Below are 18,778 nucleotides of genomic sequence, written 5' to 3'. Positions count from 1 at the left end.
GTCATGAGTTTCATCGAGACCGACGAACAGAAACAGTTGCGGGCCGCCGTCGCCAAGCTCGCCGCCAAGTACAACCTCCGCGACTACGCCGGACCCAAGGCCCGGCGCAATGAGCCGCTCACCGAATTATGGGAGGAGGCAGGCAAACTCGGCTTCCTGGGTGTGAACCTCCCCGAGGAGTACGGCGGCGGTGGCGCGGGCATCTACGAGCTGGCGCTGGTGCAGGAGGAGCTGTCCGCACAGGGCTGTGGACTGCTGTTGATGGTCGTGTCCCCGGCCATCTGCGGCACCATCATCAGCAAGTACGGCACCGAGGAGCAGAAGCGCCACTGGCTGACCCGCCTCGCCGACGGCTCGTCCAGGATGGTGTTCGGCATCACCGAACCCGATGCGGGCTCCAACTCCCACCGCATCACCACCACCGCCCGTCGCGACGGCGGCGACTGGATCCTCAACGGCCGCAAGATCTTCATCTCCGGTGTCGACCAGGCCGAGGCCGTGCTGATCGTCTCGCGCACCGAGGACGCCAAGACCGGCAAGCTGAAGCCCGCGCTGTTCATCGTGCCGACCGATGCGCCCGGATTCGTGAAGACGCGCCAGGAGATGGACATCATCGAGCCGGACAGCCAGTTCACGCTGTTCCTCGACGATGTGCGGCTGCCCGCCGAGGCGCTGGTGGGCCAGGAGGACGCGGCGTTGGCGCAGCTGTTCGCGGGCCTGAATCCCGAGCGCATCATGGGCGCGGCCATGGCCGTCGGCATGGGCCGCTACGCGATCGACCGGGCCGTCGAATACGCGCGTCAGCGACAGGTGTGGAAGACGCCGATCGGTGCGCACCAAGGTATTTCGCATCCGCTGGCGCAGGTGAAGATCGAGCTGGAACTGGCCAAGCTGATGATGCAGAAGGCCGCGGTGCTCTACGACTCCGGCGACGACTTCGGCGCCGCGGAGGCCGCGAATATGGCGAAATACGCTGCGGCAGAGGCCAGTATCAAGGCGCTCGATCAGTCGATCCAGACCCACGGCGGCTCGGGTCTGACCAGCGATGTGGGCCTGGCGGGCATGCTCGCCGCCGCGCGCATCGGCCGCGTCGCACCGGTCAGCCGGGAGATGGTGCTGAACTTCGTGTCCCAGCACTCCCTCGGTCTGCCCAAGTCGTACTGAGGAGGCCCGATGAGTGACACACCCGCCGTGACCTACGCGGCCCGGGACGGCTTCGCCGTCCTGACGCTGGATTCGCCGCATAATCGAAACGCGTTGTCCGCCAGTCTGGTTCAGGACCTGTTGGCGGGTCTGCGGCGCGCCGGTGCGGATGAGCAGGTGCGCGGGGTGGTGCTCACCCATACCGGTAACACCTTCTGTGCGGGTGCGGATCTCAAGGAGGCGCTGGATGCCGATCCGGCGGCCGCCGCCGATATCCGCACCCAATGGATGGTGTCGCTGCTGCGCACCATCCTCGAATTGCCGAAACCCGTGGTGGCTCAGGTGAACGGCAACGTCCGCGCGGGCGGGATGGGGATTCTGGCGGCCTGTGATCTCGCGGTCGCCGGGCCGGATTCCAGCTTCGCGCTCACCGAGGCGCGCATCGGATTGGCACCGTTCATCATCTCGCTCACGCTGCTGCCGCGGATGAGCGCGCGCTCGGCGGCGCGCTACTTCCAGACCGGGGAGACCTTCGACGCCGCCGAGGCCGAGCGCACGGGGCTGATCACCGTATCGGCCGAGGATCCGGCCGCCGAGGTGTCGCGGCTGGCCGGGCAGCTGCGGCTGGGTTCGCCGCAGGGCCTGGCCGAGAGCAAGCGGCTCGTCAATGCCGCACTGCTCGCGCAATTCGATCGAGCCGCCGACGACCTGGCGAAACGGTCGGGGAGTTTCTTCGGCACGCCGCAGGTGATCGAGGGGATGACGGCCTTCTTCCAGCGTCGCCCGCCGAGCTGGGCACAATAGGCCCTCATGGCTACCCCGCACGAACCCAAGCAGGACCGCAGCCGGGCCACCCGGCAGCGGCTGCTCGAGGCGACCATCGACTGCCTGTCCGAGATGGGCTGGGCGGCCGCCACCGTGGCCGTGGTGGCCGAGCGGGCCGGGGTGTCGCGCGGGGCGGCACAGCATCACTTCCCGACCCGGGAGGATTTGATCACCGCCGCGCTCGAGTACATGTTCGATACCCGCATGTCGCAGGCCAAGGCCGAGGCGATGACGACGAGTGCGGTCGCCGAGGGGGCCGGGCGCACCGAGGCCGTCGTCTCCGGGCTGGTCGAGTCCTATACGAGTCCGCTGTTCAAGGCGGCCCTGCAGGTGTGGACGCATGCCGCCGCCGATCCGGTGCTGCGTGAGCGCATCGTCCCGCTGGAGGCCCGCTTCGGTCGCATCTCGCATCGCATGGCCGTGGCGGCGCTCGGGGTCGACGATTCCGATCCGGTCGCCCACCACCTGGTCCAGGCCACCCTCGACCTGGCCCGCGGCCTCGGCCTGGCCGATGTGCTGACCGATGATTCCGCCCGCCGCAAGGAGATCGTGCAGCAGTGGTCGGCAACCCTGCACGCCGCGCTCGGCGGCGGCCGCTGACCGGATACCGGAAGTGAGCTGGATTACCGGATTTGGTCGGGCGAGACCGGGCGGTTAAGCTTGCGGAGCTTTGTTCCTGGTCCCGTCGTCTAGAGGCCTAGGACGCCGCCCTCTCAAGGCGGTAGCGCGGGTTCGAATCCCGTCGGGACTACTTTCATCTCTCTTCGACCCGCCCTCTCGGGCGGGACTCACCAGCCGAAAACCTCGGCGATATCGATGGATTCATCATCCCAGCGATCCTCGATGGCCCGCCGCTGCGCCTCCGGCAGATCTTCCGACCAGCCCATGCGTCGCCAAAAGGCCTCTCGGTGTTCATTACTGAGCGGATGAGGCGTGCTCATGATTCAGCCTAGGTCCGCCGCTTCCCGGCCGGGCCCGCTTCGGCGGAATCGGGCCCGGCCGCGAGAACGATTGCCGTTCAGCGATGTTGGGTCAGGTCGTACACCGTGACGCCGTCGATCTCCCGCGCGGTGAACCCGGCCGCCACCCAGGCCGAGATCCGTGCCGAATCGGAGTCGCTGTCCCGCCCGCCCGGCCCGTGCTCCCGGCCCGCGATGAAGTAGTGGATCCGCCCATCGGCGACATACTGCTGAAACCGCTCGAGCGTCGGCGCCGGATCATGCCCGATGAACCCACCGACCGGCATCACCGGCAACTGCGTCGCCAGCTGATAGGGCGCCGCACTCATGGATCCCACGGTCGCCGCCACCCAGGTATACCCACCCGGATTCTCCTCGAGCAGCCGCACCACTTGATCATTCGCCCGCCCACCCATCATGAACCCGCCGGACGCTTGCTGCCCGTTCGCGCCGGTCCGCCCACTCGAGCTGGGCTGCCCGCCGGGGCCTGGTTGTCCGCCCTGGCCCCAGGGCGTCCCCGGTCCGAAGTGCATGGCCACCTTCGGTCCTGCCATCGGCATCGGACCGGCGTGGGGTATCGCAAGGGTTTCCACGGTGTAGGCCAAGGGTCCGGCCGATCCCACGGCCACGGCCGCCAGCGCGATCACTCCGGCCGCTCGGCGGGGTGCGGGCAGCAATAGCGCGATCGTTGCCGCGATGCCGCCGATCAGCACCACCCAGCGCAGCCAGGGGAGGAAGGACGCGGTGCGGGACAGCAGTATCCAGGCCGTGGCCACCGTCAGCCCGAGTGTCAGTGCGGCGGTGGCGCGGACCCACAGTCGTTCTCGGTTGCGCCACAACAGGATTGCGCCCGCGCCGAGCAGTGCCGCGATCGCGGGGGACAGGGCGACGGTGTAGTACTGGTGGAAGATCCCCTTCATGAAGCTGAACACCAGGCCGGTGATCAGCAGCCATCCGCCCCACAGCAGGAATCCGGCGCGCTGTCTGTCGCTGCGGATCGCCCTGCCGCACAGGATGATTCCGACCACGCACAGCACCAGCGCGGCCGGAAGCAGCCATGCGATCTGACCGCCCTGACTCGGCTGGAACAGTCGTGTGATCCCCGCACCCTCGGAGAACCAACTCCCGGCCCCGTGCCCGGGATGCCCACTGGGCCCACCCGGACCGCCGCCGTTGAATTCCGCGCCGTTGAGCCGCCCCAACCCGTTGTAGCCCAGCGTCAGCTCGAGAATCGAATTATGCGGTGAGCCACCGAAGTACGGGCGCGAGCCGGTAGGCCACAGCTCCGCGATCAGCACCCACCAGCCCGCACCGATCAGCATGCCCGCCCCGGCGGCCAGCAGCTGCGCCAGCCGCTTGCCGAGCCGGGGCGGTCCGGCGATCAGGTAGGTCAGCGCCAGTGCCGGAACCACCAGCATCACCTGCAGCTGCTTGGCCAGGAAGCCCAGGCCGACGAACAGTCCGCACAGCACCAGCCAGCGGGTGCGGCCGTCCTCGACGGCCCGCGTCATCGCCCACGCGGCGGCCACCATCATCAGCACCAGCAGCGCATCGGGATTGTCGAACCGGAACATCAGGGCCGCAACGGGTGTCAGCGCCAGCGTCAGACCGGCGAGCAGCCCGGCCGCCCCGCCGAAGGTCCGGCGCACCGCGGCCCACACCAGGGCCACCGCGCCGACGCCCATCAGCACCTGGGGAATCAGCAGGCTCCAACTGCTCAGCCCGAACAGTCGAATCGACAGCGCCATCGGCCACAGTGAGGCGGGCGTCTTGTCGACGGTGATCGTATTACCGCCGTCGGAGGAGCCGAACAGGAATGCCTTCCACGACACCGAACCCGCCTGCGCCGCAGCGGCATAGAAGGTATTAGCCCAGCCGTTGGCGCTGAGGTTGCACAGATAGGCGACCGCGGCCCCGGCCAGCAGCAGCGCCAGCGCGACATACTCCCAGCGCACGCCGCCCGAACGCGACGGCGGCCCGTCCACCTGAGTGGACGGGCCGACGATAGCTGTGGTCATAGCGTGGGATCCGAATCCGCCTCCGGCAGAACCACTTCGGTGAGCCGGGCGCCCGAGCCGGTGACAGCGTTGCGGAATACCCAGCGCAGGCCGACGAATCGGGTGAGTGTGGTGATCAGATTCGCGGTCACCAGCGCGAACAGCTCCCAATGGATCGCGGCATCCGGTGCCCAGTGATGCAGTACGAACAGCGCCCCGCTGGTGAGCACCCAGGCGAATCCGAAGATCAACAGACCCTGGACGTGTTGCGATACCGCCCGGGTCGAGCCGCGCACGCCGAAGGTGAACGCGCGGTTGGCCGCCGTATTGGCGATCGCGGTGAGCAGCAGCGCGATGAAGTTGGCCGGTTGTGCGCCGATCACGCCCTGCAGCAGCACATACAGCAGCATGTAGGCCAGCGTGGACAGCACGCCGATGATGGCGAACCGAACCAGTTGACCGACCATGCCCAGCGGCACACCATCCACCAGCGGCTCCCGTCCGACGGCCGCGCGTAGTTCGTTGATCGGCAACGAACCCGTGGTCAGCCCCTTACCGACCCGCCACACGCCCAGCAGATCCTTGCGCGCGGTGTCGACGATATCGACGCGGCTGTCCGGATCGTCGATCCAGTCCACCGGCACCTCGTGGATGCGCAGTCCGGCGCGTTCGGCGATGACCAGCAGTTCGGTATCGAAGAACCACTCACCGTCCTGCACCAGCGGCAGGATGCTGCGCGCGACCTCGGTGCGCATGGCCTTGAAACCGCATTGGGCATCGGAGAATCGGGCCTGCAGCGAGGCCTTGAGGATCAGGTTGTAGCAGCGGGAGATGAATTCGCGCTTGGGTCCGCGCACCACCCGCGAGGACTTCGCCAGCCGGGTGCCGATCGCCAGATCCGAATGCCCGCTCACCAGCGGCGCCACCAGCGGCAGCAGCGCATTCAGATCCGTGGACAGGTCGACGTCCATATACGCGACGACCTGGGCGTCGGAGGCCTCCCAGACCGCGCGCAGCGCCCGCCCTCGCCCCTTGCGATCGAGGTGCACCACGCGCACCCCGGCGAGCTCGTCGGCCAGCTCACGACCCACCTGCAGGGTGGTGTCTGTGGAGGCGTTATCGGCGATGGTGATTCGCGCCGAGAATGGGAAGCCTTCGCGGAGGAAGGCGTGCAGCCGGCGCACACACCCGGCAAGATCACGCTCCTCGTTGTAAACCGGAATAACGACATCCAGTACGGGGGCGCGCACCGTGTCGGGGGTGGGGGTCGCCTGAACGGCCGTCACTGTCTCGGACATGCACTCTAACCTCGGTGATCAGCCTTTGGCACCGCTGCGCTCCGGCTGGGAGGTTCCTGGGAGGGCCACAGTAAACCTTCCATCCGGAACTTTGGTGTGCCGAGGCTAGCAACCGTTTGGCGATCGTGCTATCCCTGCGACCGGATCTGTTACCGACTCAACTCGGGGGTTCGAGGTTCAACTCGGCTCGCCGAGGTCGAGGACGACCAGCGGTATCGGGCGATCGGTCTCGGCCTGGAATTCGGCCAGCATCGGGTTCGCGACCAGCACCGATTCGGCGAGTTCGCGATACTCCTCGCCCTCGAGCACGCGGCCGCGGCCCGCATGGGTCTTACCGTCCAGCTCCACGGTGATCTCGGGATTCGCCTTGATGTTGTGCCACCAGGCGGGGTACTTACCCTCGACGAACGAGCTGAGATACAGCACCTCGCCGTGGTAGCCCGCGCCCAGCGGGACGGTGTGCGCGCGGCCGCTGCGGGCGCCCGTGGTCGTGAGCAGCAGCAGGGTGGAGTCCTGGTAGGCGCCGCCCACCTTGCCGCCGTTGGCGCGGAACTCGGCGACCACGGTGTTGTTCCACTCGCCGATGGTCTCCTCGGTGAGCTGGTTCCACGGCGCGTCCGGATCGTGGTAGGAGGTGATCTCGGGCCGGTTGTCCTGTGCCTCAGTCGATTCGGTCATAACGGCAGTATGCCCGCGGGCACCGACAGATTCGTCAGGCCCGCAGCCGCCACAGCGGCGATACCGGTCCGTGCCCCGCGCCGAGATCGTAGGAGGCCTTCAGGCAGCGGGTGGTCCACTCCTTGGCGAAGGCGATCGCCTCGGGGACCTCGTAGCCGTGGGCCAATGCGCAGGCCGTCGCCGCGGCGAGGGTGTCGCCGCCGCCGTGATCGTTGCCCGTGGGGATGCGCGGCGCCGACAGTTCGTGGAATCGGTTGCCGTCGTAGAGGATATCGGTGCTGAAGTCCGAGGAGCGCAGATGTCCGCCCTTGACGATCGCCCAGCGCGGGCCGAGCGCGAGCAGTGCCTCGGCGGCCTTGCGGGCGGCGCGGTCGTCGGTGACGTCGATGCCGGTGAGTAACCGCACCTCGTCCAGATTCGGGGTGACCACCGTCGCGAGCGGAATCAGCGTGTGCCGCAGGGCATCCAGAGCCGAGGCATGCAGCAGCGGATCGCCGTGCATGGAGGCCGCGACCGGATCGACCACGAGCGGGATCGCGGCGTCGCGGCCGATGCCGACCTCGCCGCAGACCTGTGCGACCGCCTCGATGATGGCCGTCGAGGCGAGCATTCCGGTCTTGACCGCGCCGATTCCGATGTCGCCCACCACGACTCGCACCTGATCGGCCACCGTCTGCGGCGGGATCTCGTGAAATCCGCTGACGCCCAGGGAATTCTGCACGGTCACCGCGGCCACGGCGACGCAGGCGTGCACACCGAGCAGCGCCATCGTGCGAGTATCGGCCTGGATCCCCGCGCCGCCGCCGGAATCGGTTCCGGCGATGGTGAGGACGCGAACCGGGGTCTGCCCGTCGGAGGGCAGCGGCAAGAGTTTCACGAGATGAAGCCTACAATCCTGTCATGGAACGGCGCCTGCGCGCGCGGATCACCCACCCACGACCTCGGCCTGATCCCGGCGACCCGCGCCGTCCCCGGTCCGACCCGCACGGCCGCATGCTGACGCTGCCGAATTCGCTCAGCGCCGGCGGCCGCAGGGGCGATGAGCCCACCGGATCTCTCGTTGCCCCGGGCGGAGTCCGGGGCAAGGCGGTACCCCGGGCTCCGCCCAGAGGCAACGAGAGCGGCCTGGGCAACGAGAGTGCTTGTCGCGCTGAGCCTTACGACACGACCGGCAGGTACACCTGCCCGCCCGCCTCGGTGAATTCGGCCGACTTCTCCGCCATGCCCGCCTCGATGGCCTGCACATCGGTGAGGCCCTGCTGGGCGGCGTACTCGCGGACGTCCGCGGAGATGCGCATGGAGCAGAACTTCGGACCGCACATGGAGCAGAAGTGGGCGGTCTTGGCCGGTTCGGCGGGCAGGGTCTCGTCGTGGAACTCCCGGGCGGTATCCGGATCCAGCGACAGCGCGAACTGGTCGAGCCAGCGGAATTCGAAGCGCGCCTTGGACAATGCGTCGTCCCGCTCCTGCGCGCGCGGATGCGCCTTGGACAGATCGGCGGCGTGTGCGGCGATCTTGTAGGTGATCACGCCGGTCTTCACATCGTCGCGGTTGGGCAGGCCCAGATGCTCCTTCGGTGTCACATAGCACAGCATGGCCGTGCCCGCCTGGGCGATGATCGCCGCGCCGATCGCGGAGGTGATGTGGTCGTAGGCCGGGGCGATATCGGTGGCGAGCGGGCCCAGGGTGTAGAAGGGCGCCTCCTCGCACAGCTCCTCCTCGAGCCGCACGTTCTCCACGATCTTGTGCATCGGCACATGGCCGGGGCCCTCGATCATCACCTGCACGCTATGGGATTTCGCGATCTTCGTCAGCTCACCCAGGGTGCGCAGCTCGGCGAACTGCGCCTCGTCGTTGGCATCGGCGATCGAGCCCGGACGCAGGCCGTCACCGAGGGAGAAGGTGATGTCGTAGCGCGCCAGGATCTCGCACAGCTCGGCGAAGTGGGTGTACAGGAACGATTCCTGATGATGCGCCAAACACCAAGCGGCCATGATGGATCCGCCGCGCGAGACGATGCCGGTGACCCGCTTGGCGGTCAGCGGCACATAGCGCAGCAGCACGCCCGCGTGCACGGTCATATAGTCCACGCCCTGCTCGGCCTGCTCGATCACGGTGTCGCGGTAGATCTCCCAGGTGAGCTGGGTGGGATCGCCGTTGACCTTCTCGAGTGCCTGATAGATCGGCACGGTGCCGACCGGTACGGGCGAGTTGCGCAGGATCCACTCGCGGGTCTCGTGGATGTTCTTGCCGGTGGACAGGTCCATGATGGTGTCGGCGCCCCAGCGGGTGGCCCACACCATCTTCTCCACCTCCTCGGCGATCGAGGAGCTGACGGCCGAATTGCCGATATTGGCGTTGATCTTCACCGCGAACTTCTTGCCGATGATCATCGGCTCGCATTCGGGATGGTTGTGGTTGGCGGGGATCACCGCGCGTCCGGCGGCGACCTCCTCGCGCACCAGCTCCGGCGAAACACCTTCGCGCGCAGCGATATAACGCATCTCCGCGGTGACGATCCCCTGCCGCGCCCAGGCGAGCTGGGTGCGCGGGGACGCCACATCGGGCTTGGTCCACTCGTCGCGTAGCTTCGGCAGACCGCCCTCGAGATCGAGGGTCGCCTCGGAATCGGTGTACGGGCCCGAGGTGTCGTAGACATCGAAATGCTCACCGTTGGTCAGATTGATCCGTCGGACCGGAACGCGCAGGGTCGTGCCGTCGGCATCGATCCGCTCGTAGTGTTTGACACTGCCCTGGATGGGGCCGGTGGTGACGGTGTCGACCGTGGTCGAGGCGTGCGTCGATGACATTCGTGAATCCTCCCTACGCCGGCATTACCCGGTCAGGTTCGTGCGGTCGACGGCCCTGATCCGCCCGAATGGGCTAGCCGTCCTCTCAGCCCGCTGGTGCGAGCCCCCGTTGGCGATGTGCTGTTGTACCCGGCCGAGATTACCCGCGGTGTGACCGGGACGACAGGGGAGGCCTCAGTTCTCCTTCGGTCCGATCGGCCAGCCGAGGGCGCCGGCGAACGCGTTGAGATTGATGATCGTCTGCTCGACGAAGGCATCCGGATTGGCGAACATCGACGCGACATCGTCGGTGCGGCAACCCTTCTGGTCGGGTGCGTTCGGCGCGAGCCGGCCCTTGATCCAGTTGAACGCGTCACCCATGCCCAGCGTCGTGAGCGTCAGATGCTCGCTGAGGTGGTCGCGGGTGTAGATCACCGAGGAGCCGCCGTCGCACCACTGCTTCACCATCCGGTCGTTTGACCAGACGGGCACGGCCTCGTCGAATACGCCCTGATAGACGTAGGCCGGCGCGGTCGGCGGATTGCTGCCGAGCACGAGGGTGTCGAAGACCTCCTTGATATCCGGCAACGCCAGATACTGATCGATCGGGATGGTCATCAGCCGCTGATAGTCGATGAGCATATCGGTGACGGCGTTACGGGACAGGCACTGATGGTTCGTGCGGTCCATCACCGCGCGGCCCTCGGGCGTCAGATACTTCTCGGTGGTCTCGGCGAACTTGGGGTAGGCGTTCATCAGCGATCCGAGGCCGATGGCGATCAGACTGGAGAACATCGAGCCGTTCACATGCAGCAGCGACTGCACATCGGAGGTCGGCGCGCCCAGTGCGACACCCTTGATATTCAGCTCGGGCGCGTAGCCCGGCTGCATCTCCGCCGCCCAGCCGCTGCCCATGCCGCCGCCCGAATAGCCCCACAGCGCGACCGGGGTATTCGTCCCGTCCAGGCCCAGCGGCTCGAACCGCTCGGCTGCGCGGATGCTGTCGAGGACCATGTAGCCGGGCTCCTCGGCCACGGCCAGATGTCCGTGCGGGCCCTCGAAATCGGGGATGTTGATCGCATAGCCCTGGCTGATCGAGGCGGCCAGCCCCAGGTATTCGCTATCGGAGTGGATGCCCTCGAGGCCGGCCAGGCCGGTGCCCTGCTGCAGGACGTAGGACGGCGCGCACTGGGGCGCGACGCTGTCGTAGTAGAACTGCTGCGAGACCAGCGGCCGGTGATTACGGGGATCGGCGCCCATGGGCATGGCCACCGTGGTGACCGAGACCGTCGGCTGGTCGTTCAGATCGGTTGTGCGATACAGCAGCTGCCAGGACTGGATATGCACCGGCAGGATGGTCGTCACGGCCAGCTGTACCGGACGCGACCGCAGGATCGCGCCGGGTTCGGCGGATTCGAAGCCGTCCGGCGGTTGATAGAACGGATCCGATTGCGGTGCAATCGGATCCGCCGTGGCGGGGGTGGGGGAGACATTGCCGAGCAGCAGGGCGGTCGCAATGGTCACGGCGGCCGTCAGGGCCACCACCGCCCAGCGTCGCCCGCGTCGATCCTCATTGATCACAGACACGTGCTGTCCTTCGCTCATCAGGTGTGACACGAATTACAGCATGTCGACCAGTTGCCAACAAGGCCCCTTTTCGCCGGACCTCCTACTATCGTCGGAGTATGACCCGCAGCAACTCCGCCGCGCGGCCCGCGCCGGTCCCGGCGCGGCGCCGGATCCGCGGCCTCGATGCCGAGGAGCGCAGCGCCCAGCGCCGTCTGCAGCTACTCGATGCCGCCACCGAACTGTTTGCTCGGCAGGGCTTTTCGGGTACCTCGATCGAACAGATCTGCCAGCAGGCCTATGTCGGCACGAAGGGTTTCTACGACCACTTCGACAGCAAGGAGGCCTGCTACATCGCGCTGCTGGAGCTGATCACGGCACAGATCCGGCAACGGGTACTAGGGGTGGCGGCGGAATCGGCGGAGCTGGAGTGGCAGCAGCGCGCGCCGGGGCTGATCGCGGCCTTCGTCCACGCCATCGCCGACGATCCCCGGCTGGCGAAGGTGAGCTTCGGCGAGGCGGGCGGCATCTCACCCGTGGTGGAGAAGCAGCGTCGCGGCAACCGCCGCTGGGCGGCGGGCTTCCTGGACGCGCAGTGGGCGGGTGAACCCGATGCCGACGCCGGTGCGCAGCGTCGGCGAATCGCCCTGGCGCTGGCCACGATCGGCGGGTTGTTCGAATTGGTCGCCGACTGGCTGCATCATCACGACGACGGCGGATCGCCGGACGCGGCGGAGACGCTGACCGAGGATCTCACCCATTTCTTCGCCACCGTGGGCGCGGGCCGGCAGGCGAGACAGTAGGACGCGCCGCCGACGATCCGGCGGCGCGCCCCGAAAGGTTCAGCGCGCGGGCAGGATTCGGCCGCCGACCTCGCCCAATCCGATCCGCCGGCCGTCCGCGCCGGGAGCGGTCGCGGTGATGACCACCTCGTCGCCGTCCTCGAGGAACGTCCGCTTCTCGCCGTTCACCGCGACGGATTCGCTTCCACCCCAGGACAATTCCATGAACGAGCCGCGCTGATCACGCTCCGGACCGGAGATGGTACCGGAGGCGTAGAGATCGCCCGGCCGGGTGGACGCCCCGTTGACGGTCAGATGGGCGAGCATCTGCGCCGGGGACCAGTACATCCGCCGATAGGGCGGCGTCGCCACCAGCTCACCGTTCCAGCGCACGGCCAGATCCAGGTCCAGGCCCCAGGATTCGCGTTCGCGCAGATACGGCAGCGGTTCGGGATCCTGGCCGGGCAGCGGCACCCGGGCCTCCCGCAGCGCCGCGAGCGGGGTCACCCAGGCCGCCATCGATGTCGCGAACGACTTGCCGAGGAACGGGCCCAGCGGCTGATACTCCCAGCCCTGGATATCGCGGGCGGACCAGTCGTTGACCAGCGCGACGCCGAAGACGTGTTCGGCGAACTCCTCGGTCGGGATCCGCTCACCCAGTTCGGAGCCGACGCCGATCACGAAGCCGAGTTCGGCCTCGATGTCCAGCCGCTTCGTGGGGCCGAAGTCCGGTGTGCCCGAAGGGGTTCGGCGCTGACCGGTGGGGCGGGCGATCTCGGTGCCGGAGACCACGACCGTGCCGGAGCGGCCGTGATAGCCGACGGGCAGATGCCGCCAGTTCGGCAGCAGCGGTTCGCCATCCGGGCGGAGCAGGCGGCCCAGGTTGGTGGCGTGGTCGATGCTGGCATAGAAGTCGACGTAGTCGCCGATCGTCACGGGCAGCTTCAGCCGCACCGAATCCACGGAATGCACCGCAGCGGCGGTGATCTCGCCGGTGACGCCATCGCGCACACGGTCGCGGACCTCGCGCCAGCGGCCGGGTCCCTGTGCCAGGAAGGCGTTCAGCGTCGGCTGTGCGAAGGTCGAATCATCCAGCAGCACAGCGAGATCCACCACGGAATCGCCGATACGCACGCCGGCCCGGAAGTCGCCGGCGGCCGGTGCGAAGACGCCGTAGGGCAGATTCTCGGGGCCGAACAGGGAATCGTCCGCGATCTCGATGCGGAGCAGGTCGGTCATCGGTTCTCCTTGTCGGTATCGGGCCCACGGCCCGACCAGGTCCACGCGTAGTTCGGATCCTCGCAGGCCAGCGCGCCCTCGCCGAGGCTCAGCGGCCGGAAGGTGTCGACCATGACCGCCAGCTCGTCGAAGAACTCCGCCCCGATGCTGCGCTCGTAGGCGCCCGGCTGGGGACCGTGCGCATAGCCGCCCGGATGTACCGAGACCGAACCCTGCGTGATGCCGGATCCCCTGCGCGCCTCGTAGTTTCCGCCGCAGTAGAACATGATCTCGTCGGAGTCGACGTTGGAGTGGTAGTAGGGCACCGGGATCGACAGCGGGTGGTAGTCCACCTTGCGCGGCACGAAGTTGCAGATCACGAAGTTGGCGCCCTCGAAGGCCTGATGGGCCGGCGGCGGCTGATGTACGCGGCCGGTGATCGGCTCGAAGTTCTCGATATTGAAGGTGTAGGGGTACAGGCAGCCGTCCCAGCCGACCACATCGAAGGGATGGGTGGCATACACCAGGCGGGTGCCGAGGATCTCGCGTCCGGGGCGGTGCTTGACCAGCACCTCGACCTCGGTGCCCTCCTCGGTGCGCAATTCGGTGGGGCCGTGCAGATCTCGCTCGCAGTAGGGCGAATGCTCCAGGAACTGGCCGTATTTGGACAGATAGCGCTTCGGTGGGGCGATATGACCGGTCCCCTCGATCACGTAGGCGCGCAGCGGCGCCCCGTCGGCCGGACGCCAGCGATGGGTGGTCGCGCGCGGCAGCAGGACCTGATCGCCCTGGCGGACCGGCAGCGTGCCGAAGACCGTGTCGACCGTGCCCGAACCGGATTCGATGTAGATCAGCTCATCGCCGATCGCGTTGCGGTACAGCGGCGAAGGCCGCTGTGCCACAACGTAGGAGATGCGCACGTCGTCGTTGCCCAGGATGAGGCGGCGGCCGGTCACCACATCCGTGCGGGCCGCGGTGTCGCCGGGGAACAGTTCGGGTAGCCGCAGATGCCGGTGGCGCAGTGGATGATTCGGCACCGTCTCCTGATTGGGCGGCTGCCAGGGCGTGGAATCCACGATTGCCGGTGGTAATGCCCGGTGGTACAGGAGCGAGGAATCGCTGGAGAAGCCCTCCTCGCCCATCAGCTCTTCGTAGTAGAGCCGCCCCTGCTCGTCGCGATGTTGTGTGTGCCGTTTCGGGGGCACCGACCCGAGTTGCCGATAGAACGCCATGCCCGCTCTCCCGCCAGGTTGCTGGTCGGATAGATAGTTTTCCTCATCCTAGCTATCCGGATTGCCCTGTCGGGGGCGCTTTCGCCATATGGGTCGCTCGGCGACTCCGGGTCAGGCGCTGCGCAGCGCGCGATAGACCGCGGCGCCGACGAACGCACCCAGATCCTCTGGGTTCCAATCACCTTCGCCCGACAGCAGGGTGCGCACCGCACCCTCACCGGCCGAGACCCACAGCTCGACCAGGGCCGGGAGCTTGCGGTCGGCATCCTCGGTGCCCCAGGCCCGCAGGGTGGGGTGCAGGCGGCGGGTGCAACGCTCGACGGCGAAGCTGCGGCTGCGGCCGAAGGAATGGCTCACGGCCGGATCGGGGTTGCCGTACAACAACTTCCAGGTGTCGGGGCGGGCGGCGACGGTCTCCAGCAGTGCCCGGAAGCCCTCGACGAACACCTCCTCGTCGGCCTCGACCCGGCGGCGCGGCAGCGCGTCCATGATGCCGTCGACCAGATAGCGCTCCTCGCGGCGGATGAGCTCGTCGATGAGTTCGACGCGATCGGCGTAGCAGGCATAGACGACCGGGCGGGTGACGTTCATGCGGTCGGCGACGGCGGCGATGGTGACGGCCGCGATGCCGTCCTCGACCGCGATCCGCAATGCGGTGTCGAGCACCTGCGGGCGGCGGCGCTCGGGGCCGAGATGCTGGGCGCGCTGACGCGGTCGCACGGCTGCTCTCGGACCCATGATCACCAAGATATCAGCGGGCCGCCGGGGTCGCCGGACGGCATACAGCAAACTCCTGGCTGTCGGCGGCCCGCGCGAGGCCGCTCGGCGTTTGTCCTGATGCGCCTGTTTTGTACAAGGTACGAAGAATTCTCCTGGCGTTTCGGAGCCTACGGTTGCGTAACCGAACGCGTGTACGGCAACCTCCAGATGACAACATCAACCTCAGCTGAGGAGGCCGTCGGTGTCGCACTACAAGGCGAACCTTCGTGATATCGAGTTCAACTTGTTCGAGGTGCTGGGGATCGGGGCACAGCTGGACGCCGGCGCCTACGGCGACCTGGATACCGAGACCGCCCGGGGCATTCTGACGGAGGTGCTGCGCCTGGCCGAGGGGCCGGTGGCCGATTCGTTCGTCGATGCCGACCGCAATCCCATCCAGTTCGACGCCGTCAACCATGAGGTGATCGTTCCCGACCTGCTGAGCAAGACGGTCGCGGCGGTCAACGAGGCGGGCTGGTCCGGACTGGGCATGCCCGAGGCGATGGGCGGCGTGAACGCGCCGTCGCCGCTGACCTGGGCGACGCAGGAGATGCTGGTGGCCGCCAACAATGCGGCCGCATTCTTCAACATGGGTCCGCTCATGCATCACGTGCTGTACAGCGAGGGCACCGAGGAGCAGCAGCGCTGGGCCCAGCACGCATGGGAAAACCGTTGGGGCGGAACGATGGTGCTCACCGAGCCGGATGCCGGCTCCGATGTGGGCATGGGCCGCACCAAGGCGATCCAGCAGCCCGACGGCGCCTGGCATATCGAGGGCGTCAAGCGGTTCATCTCCGGCGGTGACGTGGGCGCCACGGCCGACAACATCTTCCATCTCACCCTGGCGCGGCCGGAGGGCGCGGGCCCGGGCACCAAGGGCCTGTCGCTGTTCATGGTGCCGAAGTACCTGTTCGATCGGGAGACAATGGAACTCGGCGAACGTAACGGCGTGCTGCTGACCAACCTCGAGCACAAGATGGGCATCAAATCCTCGCCCACGGCCGAATTGACCTACGGCGGCGCCACACCCGCCATCGGTTACCTCGTCGGCGAGGTGCACAACGGCATCGCCCAGATGTTCAAGGTGATCGAGAACGCCCGCATGATGGTGGGCGTGCTGTCGGCGGGCACGCTGTCCAGCGGTTATCTGAATGCGCTGGAGTACGCCAAGACTCGCGTACAGGGTGCGGATCTGACGCAGATGACCGATAAGGCCGCGCCGCGCGTGACCATCACCCACCATCCGGACATCCGGCGCAGCCTGACCCTGCAGAAGGCGTATTCGGAGGGTCTGCGGGCGCTGTACCTCTACTGCTCGGCCTATCAGAGCCCCGATATCGCCGAGGCCAACTTCGGCGCGGACGCGGAACTGGCCGCGCGCGTGAACGATCTGCTGCTGCCGATCGTCAAGGGCGTCGGCTCGGAGCGGGCGTACGAGACGCTGACCGAGACCCTGCAGACCTTCGGCGGTTCGGGTTATCTGCAGGACTACCCGATCGAGCAGTACATCCGCGATGTGAAGATCGACTCGCTGTACGAGGGCACCACGGCCATCCAGGCGCAGGACTTCTTCTTCCGCAAGATCATTCGCGATAAGGGTGCGGCGCTCGGACATGTGGCCGGGCTGGTGCAGAAGTTCATCGACGCCGACGAGGGACAGCTCAAGACCGAGCGGGCGCTGCTGGCGACCGCGCTGGCCGATGTGCAGGCGATGGCCGCCACGCTGACCGGCTATCTCGTCGCCTCGCAGCAGACTCCCGAGGAGCTCTACAAGGTCGGTCTCGGCTCGGTCCGATTCCTGCACGCCGCGGGCGATCTCGTCATCGGCTGGCGGCTGCTGGAGCAGGCCAAGATCGCGCTCACGGCGCTCGAGGGTCAGCCGGGTGAGAAGGATCGGCTGTTCTACACCGGCAAGGTCGCGGTGGCCTCGTGGTTCGCCAAGAACCAGCTGCCGCTGCTGACCGGCGTGCGGTCGGTGCTCGAGAACCTCGATGGCGACATCATGCGGTTGGACGAGGCGGCCCTATAACCCCCTCCTCCTGAGGCCTGGGTCCGGCTTCTGGCGCGCCCCTTCTGGTTCCGGCGTGCTCTTGGCCGGAACCGGGGGAAGATCGGCGGAATAGGGGTACAACTACCGCATGGTCTTCCCGGTGGACTTCGGCTGGCTGCAGGCGTTGATCGTGGTGCTGTTCGTGATCGGCGTGGTGCTGGTCGTGACGGCGCTGATCAAGGCCCGCAGGGTGGGGTGGCGCGCGCTGGTCGGGCGCGCCACCGGGGCCGTATCGGTACTGCTGGTGGCGGTGGTGATCCTGTGGGTCACCACACTGCTGCAGACCTTCCTCGGGTTGACCGGGGAGGTGAGGGCCGCGCATCTGGTCGCCAAAACCGTTGCCAACAGCCCACATACGCTCGATATCGACCTGACGCTGTTCGGCGACGGTGACCATGCCGAACAGCATCAGACCTATCAGGTCGAGGGCGATATGTGGGTGCTGCAGGCCGATATCGTCGAGCTGGAGCCGTGGGTGAACGCGTTGGGCTTCCACTCCGGCTACAAGGTGACCCGGCTGTACGGTCAGCGGCTCGACGGCGTCGCGGTGAAGCAGAACCAGATCTTCCTCAACGGCAGCGACCAGGACTTCTTCGAGGATATGCGCACCGAGAGCTGGTACACCAAACCATTCGTCCGCTCCGCCTACGGCAATGCGGTGATCGCCGTCCCCGGAAACTACGACGTGTACATCTCCCGCGACGCAATCAAGACCCGCCCGGCCTAGTCGCCGAATTCGGCGATCACCGGCACATGATCGCTGGCGCCCTTATCCTTTCACTCCTCGCCGTCGATGCCGACGCGGTGTTCCCGTCGCGGCTCGGGCGACCTTGTGTCGAGACGAGCCAGTCGGGGTGTAAGGAATGTAAGGTTCGTCGTGGGGGATAGATGGCGTCGACAGGAGGCATCATGGCCTATCCGGTTCACCGGCATTTGACCATCGCCGATTACGCGGCGTTGGATGAGGACGACCGCGCACGCTGGGAGTTGGTGGAGGGAAATCTCGTGATGTCGCCGTCGCTGTCGCCGCGCCACGCTCGGGTGTCCAAGCGGCTGCTGATCCAGCTCGATCCACAGATCCCGGCAGGCTACGAGTTGCTCGACGACATCGATGTGGACCTGCAGTTGGCGCCGGTGGACGACCCGGGTTCGGCGCGTCGCCCGGATCTGTTCGTGGTCGATTCGGCGGAGTTCGACCGGGTCGATAAGGTCGGTGGCATTTTGCGAGCTTCCTCGGTGTTGTTGGCGATCGAGATCGTCTCCAAAGGCTCGCGCCGCACCGATTACGTGACCAAGCGGGGCGAATACGCAGACGCCGGGATCCCGCACTACTGGATCGTCGACCTCAACGAGCCGGTCAGCCTGCTCGCCTGTCATTTGGCAGGGGAAATGGGTTATGTCGACAATGGTGAGCACACCGGAGTCTTCATCACCAACGCGCCGTTCGATATGCGGCTGGATCTCGACGCGCTCGTACGCTGA

The 18,778-nt window shown here is 67.2% G+C and carries 17 protein-coding genes, 1 tRNA gene and 1 riboswitch; of the genes, 8 read left to right on the top strand and 10 right to left on the bottom strand.

What is annotated here, in order from left to right; all coding sequences use genetic code 11:
• The first annotated feature begins 3 nt into the window (after positions 1-3).
• The 4 genes from ACIA76_RS28055 (at position 4) to ACIA76_RS28040 (ending at position 2,719) form a co-directional block, all read left to right on the top strand.
• Positions 4-1,164, top strand: a complete 1,161-nt coding sequence (locus ACIA76_RS28055) for an acyl-CoA dehydrogenase family protein (RefSeq protein ID WP_397155788.1) — start codon at positions 4-6, stop codon at positions 1,162-1,164.
• A gap of 9 nt (positions 1,165-1,173) precedes the next feature.
• A complete protein-coding gene (locus ACIA76_RS28050; protein WP_397155786.1) occupies positions 1,174-1,947 on the top strand; it encodes an enoyl-CoA hydratase family protein in 774 nt (257 codons plus the stop codon).
• A gap of 6 nt (positions 1,948-1,953) precedes the next feature.
• On the top strand, positions 1,954-2,568 hold the full coding sequence (locus ACIA76_RS28045; protein WP_397155784.1) for a TetR/AcrR family transcriptional regulator: 615 nt from the start codon (positions 1,954-1,956) through the stop codon (positions 2,566-2,568).
• A 78-nt stretch (positions 2,569-2,646) separates the two neighbouring features.
• Positions 2,647-2,719 (top strand) — tRNA-Glu (locus tag ACIA76_RS28040).
• A gap of 37 nt (positions 2,720-2,756) precedes the next feature.
• Here the strand turns inward: ACIA76_RS28040 and ACIA76_RS28035 are convergent.
• From ACIA76_RS28035 to ACIA76_RS28005, 7 genes are all read right to left on the bottom strand, one after another.
• Positions 2,757-2,909 carry a hypothetical protein gene (locus ACIA76_RS28035; RefSeq protein WP_397155782.1) on the bottom strand — a complete coding sequence of 51 codons (153 nt, stop codon included), beginning with the start codon at positions 2,907-2,909 and terminating at the stop codon, positions 2,757-2,759.
• Between the two features lie 77 nt (positions 2,910-2,986).
• Positions 2,987-4,945: an ArnT family glycosyltransferase gene (locus ACIA76_RS28030; RefSeq protein ID WP_397155780.1), complete on the bottom strand. Its 1,959-nt coding sequence runs from the start codon at positions 4,943-4,945 to the stop codon at positions 2,987-2,989.
• The gene (locus ACIA76_RS28025) at positions 4,942-6,222 is read right to left on the bottom strand and encodes a glycosyltransferase (protein ID WP_397155778.1); all 1,281 of its coding nucleotides are present in this window, start codon (positions 6,220-6,222) and stop codon (positions 4,942-4,944) included. Before ACIA76_RS28025 ends, ACIA76_RS28030 begins: the two co-directional genes overlap by 4 nt.
• Positions 6,223-6,399: 177 nt before the next feature.
• Entirely contained in the window at positions 6,400-6,900 is a 501-nt protein-coding gene (locus ACIA76_RS28020; RefSeq protein ID WP_397155776.1) for a nitroreductase/quinone reductase family protein, read from the bottom strand.
• A gap of 34 nt (positions 6,901-6,934) precedes the next feature.
• Positions 6,935-7,777 (bottom strand): bifunctional hydroxymethylpyrimidine kinase/phosphomethylpyrimidine kinase, encoded by an 843-nt coding sequence (gene thiD, locus ACIA76_RS28015; protein ID WP_397155774.1) that lies wholly within the window; start codon positions 7,775-7,777, stop codon positions 6,935-6,937.
• Between the two features lie 280 nt (positions 7,778-8,057).
• The gene (gene thiC, locus ACIA76_RS28010; protein WP_397155772.1) at positions 8,058-9,710 is read right to left on the bottom strand and encodes a phosphomethylpyrimidine synthase ThiC; all 1,653 of its coding nucleotides are present in this window, start codon (positions 9,708-9,710) and stop codon (positions 8,058-8,060) included.
• Positions 9,704-9,830: riboswitch (TPP riboswitch) on the bottom strand. (Overlaps the previous gene by 7 nt.)
• Before the next feature lie 54 nt (positions 9,831-9,884).
• On the bottom strand, positions 9,885-11,276 hold the full coding sequence (locus tag ACIA76_RS28005) for a lipase family protein (RefSeq protein ID WP_397155770.1): 1,392 nt from the start codon (positions 11,274-11,276) through the stop codon (positions 9,885-9,887).
• A 98-nt stretch (positions 11,277-11,374) separates the two neighbouring features.
• Between ACIA76_RS28005 and ACIA76_RS28000 the strand changes: the two genes are divergently transcribed.
• Positions 11,375-12,058 carry a TetR/AcrR family transcriptional regulator gene (locus ACIA76_RS28000; protein WP_397155768.1) on the top strand — a complete coding sequence of 228 codons (684 nt, stop codon included), beginning with the start codon at positions 11,375-11,377 and terminating at the stop codon, positions 12,056-12,058.
• Between the two features lie 39 nt (positions 12,059-12,097).
• Here ACIA76_RS28000 and fahA read toward each other — a convergent pair whose 3' ends face one another.
• The 3 genes from fahA to ACIA76_RS27985 form a co-directional block, all read right to left on the bottom strand.
• Positions 12,098-13,276: a fumarylacetoacetase gene (gene fahA, locus ACIA76_RS27995; protein WP_397155766.1), complete on the bottom strand. Its 1,179-nt coding sequence runs from the start codon at positions 13,274-13,276 to the stop codon at positions 12,098-12,100.
• Complete coding sequence (locus ACIA76_RS27990) at positions 13,273-14,487, bottom strand: homogentisate 1,2-dioxygenase (RefSeq protein WP_397155764.1); 1,215 nt, start codon at positions 14,485-14,487, stop codon at positions 13,273-13,275. Before ACIA76_RS27990 ends, fahA begins: the two co-directional genes overlap by 4 nt.
• A 111-nt stretch (positions 14,488-14,598) precedes the next feature.
• Positions 14,599-15,225, bottom strand: coding sequence for a TetR/AcrR family transcriptional regulator (locus ACIA76_RS27985; protein WP_397155762.1), 627 nt, complete (start codon positions 15,223-15,225; stop codon positions 14,599-14,601).
• A gap of 223 nt (positions 15,226-15,448) precedes the next feature.
• On the opposite strand from ACIA76_RS27985, the gene ACIA76_RS27980 reads away from it, so the two are divergent.
• The 3 genes from ACIA76_RS27980 to ACIA76_RS27970 all read left to right on the top strand — a co-directional run bounded on the left by ACIA76_RS27980 (position 15,449) and on the right by ACIA76_RS27970 (position 18,778).
• A complete protein-coding gene (locus ACIA76_RS27980; RefSeq protein ID WP_397155760.1) occupies positions 15,449-17,275 on the top strand; it encodes an acyl-CoA dehydrogenase in 1,827 nt (608 codons plus the stop codon).
• 109 nt (positions 17,276-17,384) lie between these two features.
• The gene (locus ACIA76_RS27975; RefSeq protein ID WP_397155758.1) at positions 17,385-18,023 is read left to right on the top strand and encodes a hypothetical protein; all 639 of its coding nucleotides are present in this window, start codon (positions 17,385-17,387) and stop codon (positions 18,021-18,023) included.
• Between the two features lie 182 nt (positions 18,024-18,205).
• On the top strand, positions 18,206-18,778 hold the full coding sequence (locus tag ACIA76_RS27970) for a Uma2 family endonuclease (RefSeq protein WP_397155756.1): 573 nt from the start codon (positions 18,206-18,208) through the stop codon (positions 18,776-18,778).

This window comes from Nocardia sp. NPDC051570 (genome assembly GCF_044454005.1).
Lineage (GTDB): Bacteria > Actinomycetota > Actinomycetes > Mycobacteriales > Mycobacteriaceae > Nocardia.
This window is presented reverse-complemented; position numbering and strand designations above follow the sequence as displayed.

Coding starts and splice junctions, on each gene's coding strand:
- ACIA76_RS28020 (WP_397155776.1), bottom strand. CDS start 6,900: ATGACCGAATCGACTGAGGCACAGGACAACCGGCCCGAGATCACCTCC.
- ACIA76_RS27990 (WP_397155764.1), bottom strand. CDS start 14,487: ATGGCGTTCTATCGGCAACTCGGGTCGGTGCCCCCGAAACGGCACACA.
- ACIA76_RS27985 (WP_397155762.1), bottom strand. CDS start 15,225: ATGGGTCCGAGAGCAGCCGTGCGACCGCGTCAGCGCGCCCAGCATCTC.
- ACIA76_RS28050 (WP_397155786.1), top strand. CDS start 1,174: ATGAGTGACACACCCGCCGTGACCTACGCGGCCCGGGACGGCTTCGCC.
- ACIA76_RS28030 (WP_397155780.1), bottom strand. CDS start 4,945: ATGACCACAGCTATCGTCGGCCCGTCCACTCAGGTGGACGGGCCGCCG.
- ACIA76_RS28035 (WP_397155782.1), bottom strand. CDS start 2,909: ATGAGCACGCCTCATCCGCTCAGTAATGAACACCGAGAGGCCTTTTGG.
- fahA (WP_397155766.1), bottom strand. CDS start 13,276: ATGACCGACCTGCTCCGCATCGAGATCGCGGACGATTCCCTGTTCGGC.
- ACIA76_RS27975 (WP_397155758.1), top strand. CDS start 17,385: ATGGTCTTCCCGGTGGACTTCGGCTGGCTGCAGGCGTTGATCGTGGTG.
- ACIA76_RS27970 (WP_397155756.1), top strand. CDS start 18,206: ATGGCCTATCCGGTTCACCGGCATTTGACCATCGCCGATTACGCGGCG.
- thiC (WP_397155772.1), bottom strand. CDS start 9,710: ATGTCATCGACGCACGCCTCGACCACGGTCGACACCGTCACCACCGGC.
- ACIA76_RS28045 (WP_397155784.1), top strand. CDS start 1,954: ATGGCTACCCCGCACGAACCCAAGCAGGACCGCAGCCGGGCCACCCGG.
- ACIA76_RS28000 (WP_397155768.1), top strand. CDS start 11,375: ATGACCCGCAGCAACTCCGCCGCGCGGCCCGCGCCGGTCCCGGCGCGG.
- ACIA76_RS28025 (WP_397155778.1), bottom strand. CDS start 6,222: ATGTCCGAGACAGTGACGGCCGTTCAGGCGACCCCCACCCCCGACACG.
- ACIA76_RS28055 (WP_397155788.1), top strand. CDS start 4: ATGAGTTTCATCGAGACCGACGAACAGAAACAGTTGCGGGCCGCCGTC.